This is a genomic window from Turneriella parva DSM 21527, from assembly GCF_000266885.1.
Classification (GTDB): Bacteria; Spirochaetota; Leptospiria; order Turneriellales; family Turneriellaceae; genus Turneriella; species Turneriella parva.
This window is the reverse complement of the sequence record NC_018020.1, coordinates 2,127,076-2,144,462: the sequence shown is the minus strand read 5'-3', so window position 1 is coordinate 2,144,462 and position 17,387 is coordinate 2,127,076. Positions and strand designations below refer to the sequence as shown.

The 17,387-nt window shown below is 54.9% G+C and carries 20 protein-coding genes; 16 read left to right on the top strand and 4 right to left on the bottom strand.

What is annotated here, in order from left to right; translation table 11 throughout:
* Nucleotides 1–20: 20 nt before the first annotated feature.
* The gene (locus TURPA_RS10350; RefSeq protein WP_169314412.1) at nucleotides 21–638 is read right to left on the bottom strand and encodes a Crp/Fnr family transcriptional regulator; all 618 of its coding nucleotides are present in this window, start codon (nucleotides 636–638) and stop codon (nucleotides 21–23) included.
* A gap of 125 nt (nucleotides 639–763) precedes the next feature.
* Between TURPA_RS10350 and nirK the strand changes: the two genes are divergently transcribed.
* The 9 genes from nirK (at nucleotide 764) to TURPA_RS10305 (ending at nucleotide 7,342) form a co-directional block, all read left to right on the top strand.
* The gene (gene nirK / locus TURPA_RS10345; RefSeq protein WP_014803251.1) at nucleotides 764–2,179 is read left to right on the top strand and encodes a copper-containing nitrite reductase; all 1,416 of its coding nucleotides are present in this window, start codon (nucleotides 764–766) and stop codon (nucleotides 2,177–2,179) included.
* Nucleotides 2,180–2,244: 65 nt separating this feature from the next.
* Nucleotides 2,245–2,919: a formylglycine-generating enzyme family protein gene (locus tag TURPA_RS10340; RefSeq protein ID WP_053332169.1), complete on the top strand. Its 675-nt coding sequence runs from the start codon at nucleotides 2,245–2,247 to the stop codon at nucleotides 2,917–2,919.
* Nucleotides 2,919–3,533: an SCO family protein gene (locus tag TURPA_RS10335; RefSeq protein ID WP_014803249.1), complete on the top strand. Its 615-nt coding sequence runs from the start codon at nucleotides 2,919–2,921 to the stop codon at nucleotides 3,531–3,533. The genes TURPA_RS10340 and TURPA_RS10335 overlap by 1 nt, the downstream gene beginning before the upstream one ends.
* The gene (locus TURPA_RS10330; RefSeq protein ID WP_053332168.1) at nucleotides 3,530–4,741 is read left to right on the top strand and encodes an NnrS family protein; all 1,212 of its coding nucleotides are present in this window, start codon (nucleotides 3,530–3,532) and stop codon (nucleotides 4,739–4,741) included. The genes TURPA_RS10335 and TURPA_RS10330 overlap by 4 nt, the downstream gene beginning before the upstream one ends.
* Nucleotides 4,742–4,749: 8 nt before the next feature.
* Nucleotides 4,750–5,166: a bacteriohemerythrin gene (locus TURPA_RS10325; protein WP_014803247.1), complete on the top strand. Its 417-nt coding sequence runs from the start codon at nucleotides 4,750–4,752 to the stop codon at nucleotides 5,164–5,166.
* A complete protein-coding gene (locus tag TURPA_RS10320; RefSeq protein WP_169314411.1) occupies nucleotides 5,159–5,569 on the top strand; it encodes a bacteriohemerythrin in 411 nt (136 codons plus the stop codon). Before TURPA_RS10325 ends, TURPA_RS10320 begins: the two co-directional genes overlap by 8 nt.
* Entirely contained in the window at nucleotides 5,566–6,015 is a 450-nt protein-coding gene (locus tag TURPA_RS10315; protein ID WP_014803245.1) for a CopD family protein, read from the top strand. The genes TURPA_RS10320 and TURPA_RS10315 overlap by 4 nt, the downstream gene beginning before the upstream one ends.
* Nucleotides 6,016–6,075: 60 nt before the next feature.
* On the top strand, nucleotides 6,076–6,738 hold the full coding sequence (locus TURPA_RS10310; RefSeq protein ID WP_014803244.1) for a Crp/Fnr family transcriptional regulator: 663 nt from the start codon (nucleotides 6,076–6,078) through the stop codon (nucleotides 6,736–6,738).
* Between the two features lie 58 nt (nucleotides 6,739–6,796).
* Nucleotides 6,797–7,342: a YaeQ family protein gene (locus TURPA_RS10305; RefSeq protein WP_014803243.1), complete on the top strand. Its 546-nt coding sequence runs from the start codon at nucleotides 6,797–6,799 to the stop codon at nucleotides 7,340–7,342.
* On the opposite strand, the gene TURPA_RS10300 is transcribed toward TURPA_RS10305, so the two are convergent.
* On the bottom strand, nucleotides 7,329–8,342 hold the full coding sequence (locus TURPA_RS10300; protein WP_014803242.1) for a cation diffusion facilitator family transporter: 1,014 nt from the start codon (nucleotides 8,340–8,342) through the stop codon (nucleotides 7,329–7,331). The genes TURPA_RS10305 and TURPA_RS10300 overlap by 14 nt on opposite strands.
* A gap of 147 nt (nucleotides 8,343–8,489) precedes the next feature.
* On the opposite strand from TURPA_RS10300, the gene TURPA_RS10295 reads away from it, so the two are divergent.
* The 5 genes from TURPA_RS10295 to TURPA_RS10275 all read left to right on the top strand — a co-directional run bounded on the left by TURPA_RS10295 (nucleotide 8,490) and on the right by TURPA_RS10275 (nucleotide 12,762).
* The gene (locus TURPA_RS10295) at nucleotides 8,490–10,016 is read left to right on the top strand and encodes a SulP family inorganic anion transporter (protein WP_083847773.1); all 1,527 of its coding nucleotides are present in this window, start codon (nucleotides 8,490–8,492) and stop codon (nucleotides 10,014–10,016) included.
* An 80-nt stretch (nucleotides 10,017–10,096) separates the two neighbouring features.
* Nucleotides 10,097–10,924: an HDOD domain-containing protein gene (locus TURPA_RS10290; RefSeq protein ID WP_014803240.1), complete on the top strand. Its 828-nt coding sequence runs from the start codon at nucleotides 10,097–10,099 to the stop codon at nucleotides 10,922–10,924.
* 26 nt (nucleotides 10,925–10,950) lie between these two features.
* On the top strand, nucleotides 10,951–12,006 hold the full coding sequence (locus TURPA_RS10285) for an adenylate/guanylate cyclase domain-containing protein (RefSeq protein ID WP_014803239.1): 1,056 nt from the start codon (nucleotides 10,951–10,953) through the stop codon (nucleotides 12,004–12,006).
* Complete coding sequence (locus TURPA_RS10280) at nucleotides 12,003–12,368, top strand: Crp/Fnr family transcriptional regulator (RefSeq protein ID WP_014803238.1); 366 nt, start codon at nucleotides 12,003–12,005, stop codon at nucleotides 12,366–12,368. The genes TURPA_RS10285 and TURPA_RS10280 overlap by 4 nt, the downstream gene beginning before the upstream one ends.
* A complete protein-coding gene (locus TURPA_RS10275; protein ID WP_014803237.1) occupies nucleotides 12,361–12,762 on the top strand; it encodes a cyclic nucleotide-binding domain-containing protein in 402 nt (133 codons plus the stop codon). Before TURPA_RS10280 ends, TURPA_RS10275 begins: the two co-directional genes overlap by 8 nt.
* A 66-nt stretch (nucleotides 12,763–12,828) precedes the next feature.
* Here TURPA_RS10275 and TURPA_RS10270 read toward each other — a convergent pair whose 3' ends face one another.
* A complete protein-coding gene (locus TURPA_RS10270) occupies nucleotides 12,829–13,095 on the bottom strand; it encodes a ParE family toxin-like protein (protein WP_014803236.1) in 267 nt (88 codons plus the stop codon).
* A 1-nt stretch (nucleotide 13,096) separates the two neighbouring features.
* The gene (locus tag TURPA_RS10265; protein ID WP_014803235.1) at nucleotides 13,097–13,363 is read right to left on the bottom strand and encodes a hypothetical protein; all 267 of its coding nucleotides are present in this window, start codon (nucleotides 13,361–13,363) and stop codon (nucleotides 13,097–13,099) included.
* 146 nt (nucleotides 13,364–13,509) lie between these two features.
* Between TURPA_RS10265 and TURPA_RS10260 the strand changes: the two genes are divergently transcribed.
* On the top strand, nucleotides 13,510–16,362 hold the full coding sequence (locus tag TURPA_RS10260; protein WP_014803234.1) for an Lcl C-terminal domain-containing protein: 2,853 nt from the start codon (nucleotides 13,510–13,512) through the stop codon (nucleotides 16,360–16,362).
* Between the two features lie 92 nt (nucleotides 16,363–16,454).
* Nucleotides 16,455–17,300, top strand: a complete 846-nt coding sequence (locus tag TURPA_RS10255) for a hypothetical protein (RefSeq protein ID WP_041948448.1) — start codon at nucleotides 16,455–16,457, stop codon at nucleotides 17,298–17,300.
* Nucleotides 17,301–17,387 lie beyond the last annotated feature (87 nt).

The window sequence follows — 17,387 nt, the reverse complement described above, 5'->3', positions numbered from 1 at the left end:
TTTCGGCATGAATCCCCCCATTATTGTTCGCGCAGGCGGTATGTCTTGCCGTTCGTTTCGAGTAACCCTTTGGCGACGAGTTGGTTGCACACCCTGCTCACCGATTCGGGCGTCAGGTCGAGCAGCGCCGCAATTTGGTTCTTCGGCACGTCGAGTTCAATCGGCCCCTTATCGGCACCCAGCGACTTGAGGTATGCATAGATACGGCCCTCGGCGTTCTTAAGGGTCAAATTTTCGATCTTCTCTTTCAAGCGCGGAATCAGCATCACGCTCTTGCTCACGAAAAAAGTATTGATGACTTCGTCGGTCACGATGAGTTTCTTCAGACGATCATATTCAAAGGCGATCAGGCACCCGTCAGACAGCGCTGAGCAATACGCCGGATATCCGGCACCCCCAAGAAGCATCGGGCCCCCTGCGATCAACTCGCCGACGCGAAAAATATGCATAATCGACTCTTTGCCTTCGTCACCGAGCATGAATATTTTGAATTGTCCTTCGGCGACGAGGTAAGGGCCAGTATAGCGGTCGCCCTCGCGAAAGACCGCCTCATTGCGGCTGAAACGGCGGTAGTGGGCCAGTTCGCGCAGCTTTTCTGCGCTGGGCCCAGACAGGCCTGTGAAATCGATCGAATTCATAGTGAACACCACCATGATTGCGTTAACCAGCCCGCCGAACACAAATATTTGAGCATAGTCTTGATTCAAGTCAAAGACATTAAGGATAAATTGGTCTATAATTAATGCGAAGTTCAGGAGGATTTATGAAAACCACAAAACACACATTACACCGGGGAGCCGCATTAATAGCTCTGGCTCTACTGGCTCCCATGTTTCTTGCCTGCGGCACAAAGACCGAAAAGGCTGTATTGACGCATGCACCCGAAGTGCCACCGCGCATCGACCGCAGCGGTAATGCCAAGGTCATTGTCGAACTCGAGACCAAAGAGCTGAAGGGCAGGCTCGCCGATGGTGTCGAATACACCTTCTGGACATTCGGCGGCACGGTTCCCGGCCCGATGATTCGGGTGCGCGAAGGCGACGATGTTGAATTCACGCTGTCTAACCACCCCACGAGCAAAATGCCACACAATATCGACCTGCACGCTGTCACAGGCCCGGGTGGCGGCGCCGCGGCGTCGCTGACATCACCTGGCCATAGCTCAAAGTTCTCGTTCAAGGCTATCAATCCGGGGCTCTATGTCTACCACTGCGCGACAGCCCCGGTCGGTATGCACATCGCCAATGGAATGTACGGCCTCATTCTCGTCGAACCCAAAGGTGGATTGCCCAAAGTCGACAAAGAATTCTATGTGATGCAGTCAGAATTCTACACCAAGGGTAAGAACGGCCAGACAGGCCTGCAGCCTTTCGACATGAATAAGGCTCTCGATGAGAGACCTGAATATGTTGTATTTAACGGATCGGTCGGCTCTATGACCGGCGACAAGGCACTGAAAACCAAAGTCGGTGAAACTGTGCGCCTCTACGTCGGCAATGGCGGACCGAATCTGGTATCGTCGTTTCACGTGATCGGTGAAATATTCGATCAGGTCTATACCGAAGGTGGCACAGAAAAGAACCAGAAGAACGTTCAGACCACACTCGTACCTGCTGGCGGCTCTGCGATCGTCGACTTCAAGATGGATGTACCCGGCAACTATGTCATCGTCGATCACTCGATCTTTCGCACATTCAACAAGGGAGCGCTGGGCATTTTGAAGGCAGAAGGCCCTGAAAACGCGGCGATCTACTCGGGCAAGCAGGCCGACACTGTTTACCTCGGCGAAGGCGGCGCGACGCAGACAATGCCAGCTGAAAAGGCAACCCAGGCGGTTGCGAAATCGAAAGAGGAGCGAATCGCCGAAGGCAAGCGCATCTATGGCACAACCTGTCAGGCTTGCCACATGAACGAAGGCCAGGGCGTGCCCAAGGCTTTTCCCCCGTTGGCTAAGTCTGATTACCTGAACGCAGACAAAGTCCGTGCGATCAGAGTCTTACTCGAAGGCAAGAGCGGCCCGATCGTTGTCAACAAAGAGAAGTATGACAGCGTGATGCCTGCATTGGGCCTCAGTGACGAAGACGTCGCCAATGTTCTGACCTTTGTGCTGAATGCATGGGGCAACTCGGGCGGAGTAGTCACGCCGCAAGAAGTCGCTGCTCAGCGGAGCGTGCACTGAGACGCAGACTCACAATTCTAGGCCTGGCTGTTTGCTGCGCCGCTCTTTTTGCCCGGGATACGCCAATGGTGCGTATCCCGACAGGCACCTTTCGGCCCTTTGACCTTCGCAAAGAAGAAAAGGCCGTCAGGGTCAAATCGTTTCAGCTCGATCGTTTTCCTGTGAGTGTCGCCGATTTTGCCGCTTTTGTCGCTGCCAACCCGGCGTGGTCAAAGGCGAATACGGCACCGATCAAAGCTGATCAGGGTTATCTCAAGACCGTCAATCTCGCTGTACCCTCGGCGCATACCGTCATGACCCAGGTGTCGTGGTATGCCGCCAGGGCCTATTGCGCCGCGCAGGGCAAACGCCTGCCGACGCTCTACGAATGGGAATTCGCCGCGACCTACAACAAATGGGACCAGCAGAGCGAAGTGAACGCAAAAATTCTCGCATGGTTTGGCAAACCCAACGACCAGTTGAACGGGGGGCTCATAGGTTCGGGGCTCGTCAGCCCCCAGGGTGTAAACGATCTGCACGGTCTCATCTGGGAATGGGTCGACGATTTCAACTCTTCCACCGTGACGGGTGATTCGCGCTCCGATACCGATACCGAATCCAATCTATTTTGCGGAGCCACAGCCCTGTCGGGCAATGACTTGCGCAATTATGCAACCTACATGCGCTATGGAATGCGCAGCTCTCTAAAAGGAAATTACACCGGCAATAACCTCGGCTTCCGGTGTGCCAAGGATAAATAATGAAAACGATTATTTCGCTCATCGCAGCAGTCGCTTGCGCAACTGCTGCGATTGGCTGCAAAAAAGAAGAAGATCCGCATGCCCACCACAAGATGGAGGCAGGCAAACTCTCCGGAGCTTCGCTGTACCAGTTTCATGATATGTTCACTGACCAGAACGGCAAGCAGATGATGCTGCACCAGTTGCAGGGAAAATACGTCGTCGTGGCAATGTTCTACGCAACCTGCACCGCAATCTGCCCCCGCATTGCGGCAGAAATGCTGAGACTCGAAAAGAGCCTTTCTGCCAGGCAGCGGGCCAATACCCGATTTCTGATGATTTCATTCGATCATGAAAGGGATAATCCGGCTAACCTTCGAAAATTCATCGAAAAGATGCGGCTCACCGATTCCTTTGTTTTGCTGACCGGCAAGCCAGAACCCATTCGTGAAGTCGCGGCCGCGCTCGGGGTAAACTACAAGAAACAGCCTGCGGCGGAGCCAGGCACCAGCAACTATGAATACGCACATTCTTCGGTATTTTCGCTGTTGTCACCGCAGGGCGAGATCGTTCTGCAGCACGCGGGGCTCAGCGTTAGCGTAGAAAATTTTCGGGAAAAAATCCGCGATTATTGATCGCGATCAAGGGCGACCCCGGTAAATCTGCGTACACTGCCAGTATGTTCGATCTACCGGTATTCGCTACCGCGTTTCGCGTGTTCTTTCTCGCGACCGGGCTACATGCGCTTTTCGTTATTTCTGTCTGGCTGACAAAACTCTCAGGCTCTGACATTCTGCCAACGGCAATCGCCGCAACGCATTGGCATAGCTACGAAATGGTCTTCGGCTTCAGCCGAGCAGCTATTCTGGGCTTTTTATTCACAGCGGGGCAAAACTGGTGTGGGCAGCAAATGCTCACAAAAGGCCCGCTCGCCCTGGTCTTTGCCGGCTGGCTGGCTGGTAGGCTCGCCTGGTTCTTGCCTGCGCCTCTGCTCATCGCCGCCGTGGCCATGGACGTTCTGGCATCGGCTTACGCGTTAACGCGAATGCGCCCGCTGCTGCAGCCAGCGCAGAAGCACAATCACAAGGTTGTTTATCTGTATGCTTTGTTTGTCGCTGCGCAGGCAGCGACGGCTGTAGCGTTGATCTGGTCTCAAGGTAATCTACCGGCGCAACACCTGATACACGTTTCGCTACTGCTCATTATGGCCTTCATTGTAGTTATCGCCGGGCGAATTCTTCCTTTTTTTACTTCGATCGCAATCCCCGAGGCGAAGCCCAAAATTTCGCAGCGTCTCGAAAATGCCATTTTTTCTGCCACGCTCGCCACGGTGGCGGTCTACGCTCTGCTGCCACTGCACGACGTGCTGCGGTACATTGCCGCGGCCGGGCTGCTACTTCTTGCCGGTCTGAATTCAGTACGCTGGGTTGGGTGGAACCCGGTCGCGTCAGTGCGACGGCCGATTCTCGCCATTTTGTTCTCGGGCTATCTGTGGCTTTTGCTGGGTCTTGTGATGCTGGCGGCAGCGCTCGCGGGTGGCGCTGCGCTTTCGCCTGCCTGGCATGTACTGGGTATAGGTGCAGCAGCCATTTTCATATTTGGCATGATGACCCGGGTCGCGCTGGGCCATACGGGTCGAAAGATTCATGCCGGCATACCGGTCAATATTGCCTACGTTCTGATTCATGGCGCACTCTTCATTCGGGTGGGTTTAGTATTTGCGGGCATGCCGCTTACCGCCTATACCTGGTCTGGCCTCTTTTGGTTGGCCGCCTTTTTCATCTTTTCATTAATGTATGCAAATGTGCTGTGGCAACCCCGCGTCGACGGCAAACCCGGCTAAGAGTCAAAATGGAAACACTCGAATGGAACGCAGACTATGCAACGGGAATTCCAGAAATTGACGCACAGCACAGTTACCTTTTTGAATTGACCAACCGCTTCATTCGCGGCATTCTCGGCCAGAGCGAAATGATCCCGTTACCGCAGCTTCTGAGCGAGCTCTCAGCTTACGCCCGCAGGCACTTTTCGTACGAAGAGCTTTTGATGCAGCGGGCAGGCTACGCTCACTTAGAAGAACACCGCCAATCACACGATAGGTTGAGCGACCGAATTTTGCAGTATAGCAGTGAAGTTGAGGCGGGTCGGTTAGACCCGCGTGACTTGGCAGAGTTCTTACGCAATTGGCTGAAATTGCATATACTCAGAGATGACATGCGCTACATTCCGGCGCTTACCTCCAAAGGGGGAAACCATGGAAATGCCTGAATGGCGCTCTGAATACTCGGTCGGGGTTCCTGAAATTGACGCGCAGCACCAACATCTCTTCGCTCTCGCGGCAACACTTGCAGAATCTGTACGCAGTAGTTCAGGCCAGGCCAACCTTAAAGCCGTGCTCGACGAGTTGGTTTGTTATGCCAACGAACATTTCGCGTTCGAAGAAGTCATCATGGAAAAGATCAACTACGAACACCTGATGTACCATCAGAAGATGCATGAGTTCATGCGAACCCGCATCAACCTGTTGAGCGCCCAACTCGATAAGGGCCTCTTAACAGAAAACGAACTCGCCGAGTTCATGGAAACCTGGCTGACCGAACACATTATCATGGAAGACATGCGCTACATCGCCGCGGTCGCAAAACAAGAAACCGGGAAGGGCAAACCGTGAACTATCCATTCGTGCTTGCCGTGCATCTGCTCTGCGCGACAATCTGGACAGGCGGCCACATCGTGCTGTTCAGCGCCGTGCTTCTGCCGGCGCTGAAATCGCGTGACCATACGCGCATTACCGATTTCGAAAAGTATTTTGAACGAGTGGGAGTACCAGCTTTGCTGCTACTTATACTCACCGGTATTTGGCTCGCGTACCAACAGGTTCCCGATATTTCTCTCTGGTTTTCCCTGAATTCGGCAGGCTCTCGCACGATAGCGACCAAGTTGGTTCTTCTCGCTCTGACTTTGGGTCTCGCACTGCACGCCCGACTGCGCATTATCCCTGGGCTGACCGCAGCCTCACTCGGCAATCTGGCGATTCATATCACCCTCGTTACTGTAATTTCGATACTATTTGCCCTAACGGGCCTGTTGCACCGTTTTGGCGGCATTTGGCGCTGATTTTCCGGGCACGCATTTTCTACTTTTCAAAGCGAAGCATCACAGCCTTCATGCTAGATAATGGGTTTAAGAGCTACTGAAGCCCGCAATGATTTTTGGGCGGCACTGCCAACGGCAGTCGCGGCAGAACTTCGCATGGCCTGCGGCAAGGTGCAGTTTACCAAAGGCGAGGCCGTATTTCGCGAACAAGAGCCCTACCGTGGTGTCTTTCTTCTTGAATCTGGCTGTTATCAGTGGCACATGACAGGTGAAGACGGAACCGAAGGCGTGATCAAAATATACGGTCCCGGCGAACTTGCGGGTGTGCCTCCCCTCTTCGATACGTCAAATGACGTGCGCTACATCGCCACGCTGACTGCGCTGCAACCGGGGCGGGCTCTGTTCTGGCCTGCGCAGCGCTTTTTGCGCGTGTTGCAGAAAGACCCCGAATGGATGTTCATCTTCTCAGGTTATGTCATGCGTACGCTAAAAGAGGTGGCAATTTCAAAGGCGACAAATTCTTCGCTGCCGGTTAAATCGCGGCTTGAAAACTATCTGCACCAGATCGGTGCCAGAGCTGATTGGGTCGCGTTACCGATGCGAAAGCACCAGATCGCCCGGGCTTTGAACACCTCGGCTGAATCGATCAGCCGGGCGCTCGCGTGTATGCTGAAAGAAGGTCGGCTCAGAGAATCGGACGGCCGCTACCTTCTGGTTAAGGTCAACACGACGAAAGCCAATTGAATTGACGACCGGCGAATGCGCTTTACGCAAAGTTTTCATCACACGATCGGTTTATCGCGTGGCGATCAAATCGACAATCTTCAAAGCCGACCTGCAGGTAACCGATACAGACCGCGACTATTATGAGCAGCATAAGCTGACGCTCGCGCGGCACCCGTCAGAGACCGACGAGCGCATGATGGTGCGGCTGCTGGTCTTTGGTATGCACGCCGACCCCGCGCTGGAGCTTGCAGGGGGCGTGAGCACCGAAGACACCCCGGCGCTCTGGCGCAAGAATTTATCGGGCGAAATTCTCGATTGGATAGACATTGGCCACCCCGATGAGAAGCGAATTCGCAAAGCCTGCGCACGGGCACGAAACGTCTTCATCTACTCATACGGGCTCGGTCGTTCGAAGCCCTGGTGGCAGTCGATACAGAACGACCTCGGGCGGTTTGACAACCTGAGCGTGCTGTTTCTGCCCGACGGGCAAATCAAGAATCTGGCACAACTGGCAGAGCGCACCATGCAGCTCTATTGCACAATACAAGACAGCGAAATTACCTTTGCAGACGGGCAAACCGAGCTCACGGTCACGCCCGAAATCTGGCTTAAACCAGATTAGCAGGCGGCGGCGGGTGCTGCAGTTCTTCGGGCTCGGTGGGTGAAGTCAGTTCGGCAAAGCTAAAAGGAATCAGAGCGGCAAAAGGCTCGCGCCTGATTTTGCAATCCTCAAGATCGCAGGCATGGCAATAGACGCGCCGGCACGGATCGATGTGAAAATGAATTTCGCCCTGGTGGTCATGGTTTTGCATCACGTCGGCTTCGAACTGCGCCGTCTGTTCATGCGCCGTCGAAACGCTCCAGAATTCTGGTACCACGACGTGCGCATCGATATGGTGGTATTTACCTGCGCGAATGACGCGGGTGTGGTGAATTCGAATGATGCCAGGCTGGCGGTTCTCGGTGAATGCCTTCGCGATACGATCGACGAGGGCCGTATCTTCGGCATCCATAAGGGCATGCACTGAATCGCGCACGAGCCTGAAACCCGTGAATGCCAGAACTGCGGCGACAGCCAGGGCCGCGACCGCATCGAATTCCCTGATGCCCGTGAACTTCACGGCACCGAGCCCCACAATCACCGCCGCGCTCGTGTAAGAATCAGAAAGCACATGTTTGCCGCTCGCGACGAGGGCCGCCGATTGGCTCTTCTTGCCGATATTCACAAGGTAGAGGCCGAGCAGCGCGTTGGCGACGCCCGCAGCAACGATGAGGGCGAGCCCGGTGTCAAGGCGAGAGATGCTCTGCCCCGAAACTAGGGCATTCACGCTTTCGATGCCGATCATGACGGCGGCAAATGAAATGAGCGCACCTTCGACCGTTGAGCTGAAATATTCTGCCTTGCCGTGCCCGTAGGGGTGATTTCGATCGGCAGGTTTTGAGCTGATGTAGATGACAAAAAGGGCGAGGCTCGCCGCAACCACGTTGACGATGCTTTCGAGCGCATCAGAGAAAATTGCCTGCGAATGGGTAAGGTAATACGCGATGAATTTGACAATGAGCAACAGAGTGCTGACAGAAAGCGACACCAGGGCCCCAAATTTGATTCGTGCTGTCTGCATTTCGCTGAACTCGGCCGCAGTATTGAAGGCCTGCCTGTCAACTAGAGGTGAAAGCTTCTACGCTGCGGCAATTGTAATTCTGCCGAGGTTTCGGCCACCTGCAATTGATTTACGCGGTGAATCCGTTTCTGCACGCCATTGGGGTATATGCCACAAAACCAAGCCATGACACGTAGCCTGCTGCCCGACCTGACAGCATCGTTCGTGGTCTTTCTGGTGGCGCTGCCGCTCTGCCTGGGCATTGCGCTCGCCTCTGGTGCACCACTTTTCGCGGGCATTGTTTCCGGAGTCGTCGGTGGAGTTATCATCGGTGCGCTCAGCGGGTCGGCCCTCGGGGTCAGTGGCCCTGCTGCGGGGCTGACGGTTATCGTATTCGGCGGCATAGCGGCCCTCGGTTGGCAACCATTCTTGCTCGCCACGCTGATCGCCGGGTGTATACAGATACTGGCTGGCATCTTGCGCCTCGGCACCCTCTCGTATTTTTTTCCCTCGTCGGTTATCAAGGGTATGCTCTCGGCGATTGGCGTGATCATCATCATCAAGCAGCTGCCGCATGCATTGGGTATTGCCGGTGTGCAAAACCTGTTTCAAGGCGGATTCGCCGAAGCGCTCAAACGCATACACCCTGGCACGCTGCTGATTGCCCTCAGCGGCGCGGCCTTGTATATTCTTATACCAAAACTGCGCGCAAGCAAAACACGGTTCGGCGCCCTTTTACAGCCATCACTGATCGTTGTACTTGCCGGCATCGCACTCGCAGCCTTCTTTCGGGAAATCTCTGCGCTCACGCTCGACCAAGCGTCGCAGTACGTCAAAGTGCCCGTGACCGACAACCCCAAAGAACTGCTGGTGCACCTCACGCTGCCCGACTTTTCACAAATCGGCAATGCCAAAGTCTGGGTCATTGCCCTGACCATCGCGGCCGTTGCAAGCCTCGAGACATTGCTGAGTCTCGAAGCCACAGATAAACTCGACCCTAAAAGGCGGATATCCCCCCCAAACCGTGAACTTTTTGCCCAGGGAGTCGGTAACGTGGTCTGCGGCCTCGCGGGCGGCTTACCCTGCACGCAGGTTATAGTCAGAAGCACCGCCAATATGAACGCAGGAGCCCAATCAAAACGCAGCGCCGTCTTTCATGGCTTGCTACTTTTGATTGCTGTGGCGATGATTCCCGTGGCACTGAATATGATTCCGCTATCGGCCCTGGCGGTTGTCTTGATTTTTGTGGGCATCAAGCTCAACGACCTGAAGCTCTACCGGTCGATAATGGCGCGTGGCCCTGAGGAGTATGTGCCTTTTCTGGCCACGCTCGCGGCGGTAGTCGCCACCGATCTGCTGACCGGGGTCGGCATCGGCCTTGCAGTGACCTTGGTCATCATTCTGTTTCGGACCTTCAAGGTTGCCCATACAATGAGCGAGAGCGAATACCGGGGTAAGAAGCGCTTCACTATTAGGCTCTCAGAAGAGATGAGTTTTCTCAACCGTGGCGGACTCGTGAAAACTTTTGCAAATATTCCAGACGGTGCCCAAGTCGAAATTGACGGTACGCTATGCCGCTATATGGCAGAAGATATAAAAGATGCAATTCTCGACTTTACTATAGAAGCACAGCACAGAGGCATCGCCGTCAAGCTCGATGGCATAAACCTACCCGATAGCGCAATGCCGCATTGAGCAGCACCCCGCAGGCTGTTTAGGCAAAGCCAACGGGAAAATAGCTTTTCGCGCCAATTACCGGGAAAACGCTGAACAGAATGCAAGAGATCGCGATACCACCTCTGCCTGCCATCGTTGCTCAGGTGATACAGTTCGACGCGAATAATCCGAAAAACGGCGCGGCTGATCTCGAGAAAATCGTCGTGCCCGACAGAGCGATCAGCGCCGAACTCTTGCGCATTTCGAACTCCGCGTTTTACGGGCGCTCTGGCAAGGTCAAGGTTTTGCGCGACGCGCTCGCGGTGCTCGGCATAAAGGCGACGAAGAATCTGGTTATCTACCTCAGCACCAAGACGATGGCCGCCAACTACAAGAGCGATACTTTCAGGCGCTACCTGACGCAATACCCGATTTTCGCCGCGCTCGTTGCGCAGAACGTTGCATTTGAAACCCGTCTGAAGTCGCAGGCCGACGAATGCTTTCTCGCGGCGCTATTGCACAGCATCGGCATGAACATCATCGCCATGGAGAGGCAGGGGCATTACAGCGACATGATTGCCGCGTGTGAAAAAAACAACTGGAGCCTCATTCAGCTAGAGAAGCAGTCTTATGGCATAACACATACCGAAGTCGGCAAAAAAGCAGCGCTGCACTGGAAATTGCCAGACATCTACCAGTCGCTGATGGAAATTTCACACGACAGTGCCCCCGCGACCATCACCGACGACCTGGCTAAGCTGACCTTTATCGCTGCCGTCTCGGCGTCGCAGCTCTTGGCAATGGCTGTGAAAGACACCGCCGTCGCCGCGGCACGGCAGTTCTATCAAGGGCTCGGGGGCGCCGGCGACGTCATTGCCAGACATGCGTCAGCCGAAGCAATGGCTAAACTGAAAACGCACCCGTTCGCGCAGCTGGCGATGGCGTAACGCGGGTGATGCAGCGATAGGCAGCCGTGCAGAAGATTCTCATCGTTGAAGACGAGGTCGTGCAGCGAACTGCACTCGAAGCATATGTTAAAGCCTGGGGATACCAGGTCGACACGGTAGATACCGCAACCGGCGCCATCGCCTACCTCACGCGAAATGAACCCGACATGGTGATTATCGACCTGCACCTGCCAGACAACCCCGGCATGGAAGTTCTGAAACACATCAGAGATACCGACGGGCCGATACCGATGCCGGTTTTCATGACTTCGGCAGAAGATTCGCCCGAGATTCGCATCGTCTGCATGTCGACCGGCGCCGACGACTTCTTGCCGAAGCCGCTGAATTTCGCCGAGCTCTCGATGAAAATACAGCAGGGCTTCGAGCGCGTCGATTACCGCCGGCAGATTCGTGAACTCAACCTGAAGCTTGAGCGCGAGAAAAAAAGTCTGCAGCGCTATTTTTCTGACGACCTTGTCGAAAAAATTCTGAACGAAGAGGTTTCTACCGAACTCGGTGGAGCGATCATAGAAGCGTCGATCATGTTTTTCGATATTCGCGGTTCGACGACAATGGCTGAAAAGATCGGCCCGCAGGCATACGCCGAACGCATCTCGCGCCTGTTCGCCGACCTCATGGACATCATCTTTGACAACGGCGGGTCGATTAACGAACTACTCGGTGACGGTATTCTCGCCACGTTTGGCTGCCCTTTCCCGAAAGAGGCCGATGCGGCTAACTCGGTGCGCGCAGCTCTCGCCATCGAAAGCCACATGACACAGCTCAACCGCAAGCGCGAAGAAGCGGGCAAGGTACCTTATGGTTTCGGCATCGGTATTGCCCGAGGTAAAATATTCGCCGGCAACATCGGCTCAGAACGCATGATCAAATTTGCCGTCATGGGTGATTCGGTGAATACCGCAGCGCGCATTCAAGACCTGACAAAAGATTCGGCGTTCAACATTATCGTCGACGAAAACACCGTGACGGCGGGATATCCTACCTGCGAAAAACATGAACTGACCACGACGCAGCTTCGTGGCAAGAACGAAGCTGTCAGACTCTACGGACTCAGACAATGAGTGAAGCACAGAAAATACAACCGGTGCGACTTATACACGGTAAGTACGTGTTTCGAGAAGGCGACCCATCAGACGGCTTTATGTATTTCATTTTTTCTGGCGATATTGAAATTTCGAAATCTGGCCTCGGTACCCTGCGCACACTTTCTCAGGGCCACTTCTTCGGCGAAATGGCCCTCATTCGCGCCAACCCCCGCTCGGCGAGCGCGCGCGTATTGTCATCTGAAGCCAAGCTCGGGCGCATCGACATCAAAACTTTTGCGTGGCTCGCCAAAACCAACCCGGGCTTTCTCGCCAACCTGATCGGCGTCGTGGCGAAACGCGCAGCACGCGCGATGAAAAAGGTACACGACCATGTTTGATCTCATTCAACACGGCAAGGCGATGCCTCAGCGCCACCTGCGCGCCGGCGACTATGTCTACCGTGCGGGTAAAGCATTCGACGGCAATATGTACATCGTGCTTGAGGGCGAAGTTGTGCGTCTCGATCACCATGAGGCATTTATCGTAGGTTCAGAACTTGGCGCTGGCCAATTCTTTGGCGACGTCGAACTCATGGCAGAATCTGAAGTTCGCCTGCAGACCTTTAAGGTGAAGTCGCTGTCGGCCACACTCGCCATCATGGATAAGAAAGCGGTCAAGCTCGCCGGCGGCCTGCATCCGCAGTTTTTCCTGAACCTCTTGCGCAGCGCCATCGACAATCTGAGCAGCGCTGAGCAATATCTGATTCACACCATCGATAAGGCAGATAAATAGCGTTCGTTATGGGCTTGAGTTTGGCGAACGATCAGCTCGGACTTTTTCGCCCGCCCACCGCAGAGCCTATTTGCTTATAATGCGATCATATTCTGCATGCGTGCCGATCCAATCCCAAATTATTGAATCGCCGTCACGCTGCCCCAGCGCACGATACTGCAAATTCACACGGACTGACCAGATTTCATTATCCTTATCAACGCACTTGAAATTCAATTTACCATGAAACGGGTCTTGTTTCCAGAGATCAAATTTCTGACGGGCCAGAGCCTGAATCTCTTCGGGCAAAGCGTTAAAAGAACGCCAGAAATTGCCTGTGGCGAATGATTCCAAACTAAAATGGCTGAATTTCGCCGATTTCTTTGGCTTTCTTAATCCGCTCGGCGATAAAGCTCAATGGAGCCGGATTATTATTGAATTTCTCTTGCCAAATCTGGTCTTCGGCTACCAGTTCGATAGCCTCACGGGCTTTCTCGTATGCAAGCTTGCGACCGACTTCTGGTAATCCCTCGAGCATTGCGACAAGCGTGGTACTTTCGGCCGACATATTTTGGACACCCATGGACAAATGATACAGAAAGGTTCCCATAATTTCAACCATAATTCAAGTGAGCAGGCCTCCCCCTGGCTGCGGGTTTGAATCCATAACAGAAATGAGATGCTCCGCAAAAAGAAACAGTCGTTCACCATCATTTTGGCACATTGGCCCGCCTGCCCGCTATAGTTAATAGGAGCCATAGTCCCATAATGTTCAAACAACTTTCTCTAATTTCGCTCGCTGCATTCATGTTCAGCGCCTGCCAGGGTGGCTTCGAGCGATTCGCTCCGCCGGCGAACAGTATCTCGGGCCGCGGCGCAAAGGTGAACCCGCGAATTCTCAGCACGACGCCGGCCAACGGCGCATCCGTCTCGCCCGTCACCGGCGCCAACGGCACGCAGATTCGTGTCGTGTTCGACATGACAATGGCGACGAGCCTTACTCCCGTCATCAACACTTATGTGCGCGACCTGCAGAGCAACCAGATCATCTGGCTCACAGTACCCAATTCGGGGTCGACCTTTACCTGGTCGTCGACGACGTTTTTGAACGACACGCTCACGATTCAGCTCGGCTGGGTGCGGTGGCCTGAGAACAACTTCATAGGCTTTGACTTCAACAACGACACTCTGCAGAACTTAGACGACATGCCATTGGCGAATGAGACGCGCTTCTCTTTTTATGCTCAGTGGGATTCAGGCCGTTACAAAGTCGTTCACACTGGGCAATACGCATGTTACTACTACTCACCGGGGCAGGATAAGTGGATTGAGCGCGAGGCCTGTGTCGAAGACGGCGGTGAACCGAAAGTCGGCACGCAAGATTACCCCGCAGGGCAAAACGGCTTTGTCGACCCGATGAGCAGCTTTCACGGGCCCACGATTTATGGCGCGGCTTCTGGCGGCATGGTCAACGGCCGCCGGTTCGTTACGGGTGCGCATCCACAAAATCTCATCTCGACGAATTGTGCTGTCGTCGGTGGCACCGCGGCCTGCGAACCCTACTCGATCGACAGTGTCACGAGCCTGGTTTGGAAAACCTGCAGCGAAGGCCAGACGTTCTGGAACGTCGGCGACAAGTGTTACAACGCGCCCACCGACTTCACGTGGAACAGCGCGGTTAATGCGTGCTCGACCCTCAACCTCATGAACGCTGGCCAGGGTTATGGCGGCCGCCGCGACTGGCGCCTGCCGACCGTGCAAGAACTCGAATCGCTGGTCGACTATGGCGCACGCAATACGTTTACGGGGCTTACATTTTCCGAACCGCATGCATCGGCGCCCGAAGCACCCGCGATTCACGGCTATGCGCAGACTTCTGCACCATTTCTGTGGGAAGGCCCTTTTCCCAATACGGCTGTCAGCAAAGGCTACTGGACAGCAACAGGCATCTCAGCGCTCGTGAGCGGCCAGACCTACTATTCTGATGCTTACGTCGTCGAATTCAAGAAGGGTTCAATGGGAGCAGGCGGCAGCACCGGAGCATTGCTCGAATCGAAACGTATATCCACCAACCGCAAGAAAGTGCGCTGCGTTGCCGGCCCCGACGTGTTGCCCGCGGCGCAAAGCCTTACACCTGCTGTTGTCGCAGCAGGCGCGACACTCACCGCGACGGCTGCAGCCTTCACCGGCTACGAAGCGACCGCTGGCTTCAATATCACGAGCGCGACACCTGCATACGATCTGCAAACCGATGGCTATTCGATCACGGTACAATATTCACGAACACCCAACGCGACAGCCGCTGGTAATTCAGCCAACTACTGTATCGCTGCAGCGACTGCCACGACCTGCGCTGTCTCATCACCAACGATTACGACCGCCTTGCCAGCGGGTACCAACGCCTACCGCCTGACACTGGGAAGCGCGATGGGTGCGAACACAGCGTATAAACTCTTCGTGAACAACGTCAACACCGCCAGCGACCAATGGCAGACAGCGACACCGTATACAGATGGTATGTACTTCTATGATTTGGGTAACGTGTACGAAGTACTGGTGAACCACACCTCGAGCAGCATCGCAACTGACATCGGTGACGGCGACATTGAACTGAAGCCGACCTTTGCCGGCGGACAAAACTACACAGCCAACCAGGTGCTGTATGCGCCGGCAATCGGCAAGATTGTCAAGGTGCTCGTCGATTACACTTCAACGGCTTCAGCGCAAGACGACATCAATAACCTGCGCCTGATCGAAGTGCAACCGGTGATCACTGCGGCGCCCGTGCCTCTCAATCTGTCGCGCGCGCTGTTCAGCGGCCCGCTGCGCACTGCCGCACCGACCGCCGCACCTGCCTTTAATGTCGTGAGCGCAACCTCGCCGAACCTGACAACGGTGCAGGTAACATTCAACCGCGTGCCCGACTCAACGCAGGCGACGTCACTCGGCAATTACTGCATTATCAGCCCTACGGCTGATCCGTTCGACTGCAGTTCACCGCTCGCAGCAGTTACCGCGGTGACGCATTCTGGCTATACCGCGACTTTGACAACCTCTCTGACGGCGGGCACTGCGTATGTGGTGATCGTCAATAGCGCAGTCACGATGCTCGGCACACATGTCGTGAACGATTCAGTCAACAAACTGCGCTGGCAGCGCTGCCGGCGTGGCACGCTCGACACGCCTACCTGCGCAGACGACGGCATTCTCACCAACGAGAATGACTACTGGAACAACCAGCTGAACTATTGCGACAGCCTCAACGCGCAGGCATACGACGGCTACCAGATCACGGGAATTTACGACCGCTACCGCTGGCGGGCGCCGACGATTAACGAACTCAAGAGCATCGCCAACCGCTCGCTTTTTGGCACAGTAGGAGTTTCCATCGACACGACTATTTTCCCGACACCGAATGTGCTCGCCGAAGATTTTGCCGCATCGACCAACTATTCTCTTACCGGGCCCAACACCGGCGCAAACACACCGAACTACAATACGGCATGGGGCTTTAACTACATTGCAGGCTTTCCGAGCCTGTCACAGAAAGATTATTCAGAACTCGGCGCGCTGTTGAAACCGCCCAAGAAACACATCCGCTGCGTGAGGTCGCTGCCATGACGCACGCTTGCCCTGAGCGTAGTCGAAGGGGAGGCGTCGGGCAACGCACCCAAGGCGATTGCAGAGCAATCGCCTTGGTCTTCGCGCCGGCCATGAGACATGCCCTTTTTGCAGCGCTCGCATTGCTCGCAGCCTGCACGCAGTCGGGTCAGGTCTTCGAACCCACGAATAACCGTGCGGTGACCGCGACGACAACACCGGCAACCTACACCTTCACACTCAACATCAATATCACAACCCTCGGCGCAAATCACCAGAACAAACCATTCAGTGCCCTTTTGTTTCGCGACGGAACGCTCGTCGCGGCGCAGTACAATAACGGTGCAACCTCCGGCACTGACATGACGAGCGGTGCTGGCGCTGCGACGTTAGTGATGAACGGCGTCGACACAAACGGGTGCCCAACTGCCACACCCGCAGCACTGGAGACAGGCTCATACGACTTGTACTTTGCCGTTCAATATGGCGCTGAGACAGTGACCATTACCAACCCCAACGGCGCCTGCGGTGCCAGCGGGTGGATACAATCAAGTACTGCAGGGGGCAACCTCTACGGTGTCAAATCGACTGGCATTTCTATCAATAGCAATACGACATTCAACATCACCAACACCAATCTTGCGCAATTTCGCCAACATACATTTAGCTTTCCTGCGACTCCTGCGCAATTTGCGTGCTATGTCGCCGATCTGGATTCGACGGCTTACGCGGCCACGATGCAGCCGCTCTCCGTATATACGGGAGTGGCGAGCGGCACCACAACCGGTGCCGGCGGCGTGACACACTTGCTGCCGGTCGGCACTTACAAATACTTCTGCTCGGGCGGTGCCGACACAAACCATTTTCAGAGTGGTGACAGCCAGGCTACGGGCACCTTCACGGTCACGCATACCGGCGTGACCACGCTCAACTCTGCAGCTTTTACGGTCATACCTTAATTTTTTCCCTTTTCACCCTGATAAACGTCTAATCTTGTAGACGGCATATGGATGCCTATGGCATCCATATGCCGTCTACGGAGAACC